This is a genomic window from uncultured Corynebacterium sp. (assembly GCF_902782855.1).
In the GTDB taxonomy this organism is placed as follows: Bacteria; Actinomycetota; Actinomycetes; order Mycobacteriales; family Mycobacteriaceae; genus Corynebacterium.
In genome coordinates, this window is record NZ_CACZOO010000229.1 from 1 (window position 1) to 2,519 (window position 2,519).

Consider the following 2,519-nt stretch of genomic DNA (forward strand, 5'->3'; position numbering starts at 1 on the left):
CGACCCCGCACAGCGCGGGGGAACTGGACCGGGACCATCTGGCCGAGCTGCTGTTCACGATGGCCCGCACGGCACTGCTCGCCGCGGGGAAGTAGTCCGCGGGCGTGTTTGGCGCCCTAGTCCACGGGCAGCGGGAAGGGCGAGCAGACGCCTGACAGGGGAGGTCCGACGATGGCACGGCCGCGCATCGTCGTGGTCGGCGCGGGTTTTGCGGGTCTGACCGCGCTGCGCCGACTCGAACAGAGGATTCCAGAAGGCAAGGCCGAGATCGTACTCGTCGCACCCAACGACTACATGCTCTACCAGCCGCTGCTGCCCCAAGTGGCGTCCGGCCTGCTGACCCCGCAGTCGATCGCTGTCTCTCTGCACCGGCAACTGCACCGCACCCACATCATTCCGGGGATCGCCGTCGGCTTGGACACGGACCGGAACACGGTGGTGGTCCGCAAGATCTCCGGCGAGTACTCCTATGAGCGCTACGACCGGCTGATTCTGGCGCCCGGCAGCGTGACCCGGACGTTCAACATCCCCGGGCTGATCGAGCACGCCCGCGGCAACAAGAACCTGGCCGAGGCGGTGTACTTGCGCGACCACGTGCTGGCCCAGCTGGAGTTGACGAACGCCAGCGACGACCCGGCGGAGCGCGACGAGCGGTGCACGTTCATCGTGGTGGGCGGCGGCTACACAGGGGTGGAGACCGCGGCGTCCTTGGAGCTGCTGTGCGAGGCAGCGTGCAAGCAGTATCCGAAGCTGCGCCCGCACATCCAGTGGCACGTAGTGGACATCGCCCCCCGCTTGATGCCGGAGCTGGGCGAGCATCTGGGGCAGAAGACGATGGAGCTGCTGCGCCAGCGCGGGATCGAAGTGTCGCTGGGGGTGTCGGTCCGCGAGGTGACCGAGGACAAGGTGACGTTGACCGACGACCGGGTGCTGCCGTGCCGCACGTTGATCTGGACGGCGGGCACTGCGCCGAGCCCGCTGATCGCGGCGACCGGGCTGCCCACGGAACGCGGGAAGCTCTCGGTGGGCGCGGACTTGTCGGTGCCCGGGCATCCGGAGATTTTCGGGATCGGTGATTCCGCCGCCGTCCCCGATTTGAGCAAGGGCGAGGACGGGGCGCTGTGCCCGCCTACCGCCCAGCACGCGTCCACCCAGGGGCCGGTGGCGGCCGACAACGTGATTGCTTCGCTGCTGGGCCGGTCGACGAAGCACTACGACTACCGGGACCGCGGCCTGCTCGTGGATTTGAGCGGCCGGGACGCGGTGGCCCGCCCCTTCGGGGTGGAGTTCAACGGGACCGCGGCCTTGGCGTTGACCCGGGCCTACCACTTGTATTCGCTGCCGTCGGGACCGGCCCGGATGCGGGTGGCCGCCAACTGGCTGATCCAGGCGCTGCTGGGCTGCGACGTGTCCCGCCTGGGGTTCCTCAACCGCAGCGTGGAGACGCTGGTGGACGTGGAGGAGTACTCCCGCTACCTCAAACCCGAGCAGGCCAAGGAGCGGGTGGGGCTGGCCGTGGGCGGATAGCCGCCCCACTGCCGTGGTCCGGTACGGCGGGGCACTCGGGTGTGCGGTGCCAGGTGCTGCGGCCGCCGTACCGGAGCGGGCCGGGGTCAGGCGACGACTTCGTAGCCTGCTTCCGCTACCGCGGCGCGGATCTGCTCGTCGCTGAGCGGGGCCGTGCTGTCGATTTCGACCCGCCCGCTCTCCAGGTCCACCCGCACGTCGGTCACCCCGGGCAGTTCGCTGATTTCTTCCTTCACCGAGCTCACGCAGTGCCCGCAGGTCATGCCGGTGACGGTGATGGTGGTACTGGCCATGGTGACCCTCGTCTCTTGGTCGGTGTCCACAAACGGTCAGGAGCGGACCAGTCGGGCGATCGCTTCGGACGCTTCGCGGACCTTCGTTTCGGCTTCGCTGCCGCCGTTGGCGAGGGCGTTGGCCACGCAGTGGTGGAGGTGCTCCTCGAGGAGCGACAGGGCAAAGGATTGGAGCGCCTTCGTTACCGCGGAGGTCTGGGTGAGGATGTCGATGCAGTAGGCGTCGTCCTCGACCATCCGCTGGAGGCCGCGTACTTGTCCTTCGATCCGGCGGAGCCGGTTGAGGTGCTGCCGCTTGTTGTCGTGGTAGCCGTAGGCGGCCATCGCGGTGTTCTCCTGTCGACTGGTCGCTTCCTCGAACAATGATACCCCCCACGGGTATTTCCGGGGTGGGGCGGACAGACCGGGAGCCCAGGCTTCCCGGCTCATTGCTGCTGGTTGTCGCGGTCGCTGGGAGCCGGGCGGGCCGGGTGCAGGCCGAGGCGGCGCAGCTCGAGGGCGGCGAGTTCCGCCACGACCCGCTCGTCTCCGGAGCGCCACGCCTCCGCCGGGTCGTCGTGGAGGCGGCACAGCGCGGGCACGGGCGCGGCGGTCAGGGCGCGCAGCGCGAGCAGGCGGGTCCCGGCCTCGCCGGGAAGCCGGGTGAGCTGCCGGGCCTGGCTGGCCTGCCGGATCCAGCGGAGCCGGACGGGCAGCCAG

Annotated in this window: 3 protein-coding genes and 1 pseudogene; 1 reads left to right on the forward strand and 3 read right to left on the reverse strand. The window is 69.6% G+C overall.

Annotated features, from left to right (window positions below; genetic code table 11):
• Positions 1 to 171: 171 nt before the first annotated feature.
• Positions 172 to 1,527: an NAD(P)/FAD-dependent oxidoreductase gene (locus tag QZV72_RS09600; RefSeq protein WP_297007849.1), complete on the forward strand. Its 1,356-nt coding sequence runs from the start codon at positions 172 to 174 to the stop codon at positions 1,525 to 1,527.
• An 86-nt stretch (positions 1,528 to 1,613) separates the two neighbouring features.
• Here QZV72_RS09600 and QZV72_RS09605 read toward each other — a convergent pair whose 3' ends face one another.
• The 3 genes and pseudogenes from QZV72_RS09605 to QZV72_RS09615 form a co-directional block, all read right to left on the reverse strand.
• A complete protein-coding gene (locus QZV72_RS09605) occupies positions 1,614 to 1,820 on the reverse strand; it encodes a heavy-metal-associated domain-containing protein (protein ID WP_011291398.1) in 207 nt (68 codons plus the stop codon).
• A gap of 36 nt (positions 1,821 to 1,856) precedes the next feature.
• Positions 1,857 to 2,144 carry a metal-sensitive transcriptional regulator gene (locus QZV72_RS09610; RefSeq protein WP_016188425.1) on the reverse strand — a complete coding sequence of 96 codons (288 nt, stop codon included), beginning with the start codon at positions 2,142 to 2,144 and terminating at the stop codon, positions 1,857 to 1,859.
• Positions 2,145 to 2,245: 101 nt separating this feature from the next.
• A pseudogene (locus QZV72_RS09615) lies at positions 2,246 to 2,519 on the reverse strand (hypothetical protein); the annotation flags it as partial.

Excerpts from the sequence above, each read along its gene's own strand:
- QZV72_RS09600 (WP_297007849.1), top strand. The coding sequence starts at position 172 with ATGGCACGGCCGCGCATCGTCGTGGTCGGCGCGGGTTTTGCGGGTCTG.
- QZV72_RS09605 (WP_011291398.1), bottom strand. The coding sequence starts at position 1,820 with ATGGCCAGTACCACCATCACCGTCACCGGCATGACCTGCGGGCACTGC.
- QZV72_RS09610 (WP_016188425.1), bottom strand. The coding sequence starts at position 2,144 with ATGGCCGCCTACGGCTACCACGACAACAAGCGGCAGCACCTCAACCGG.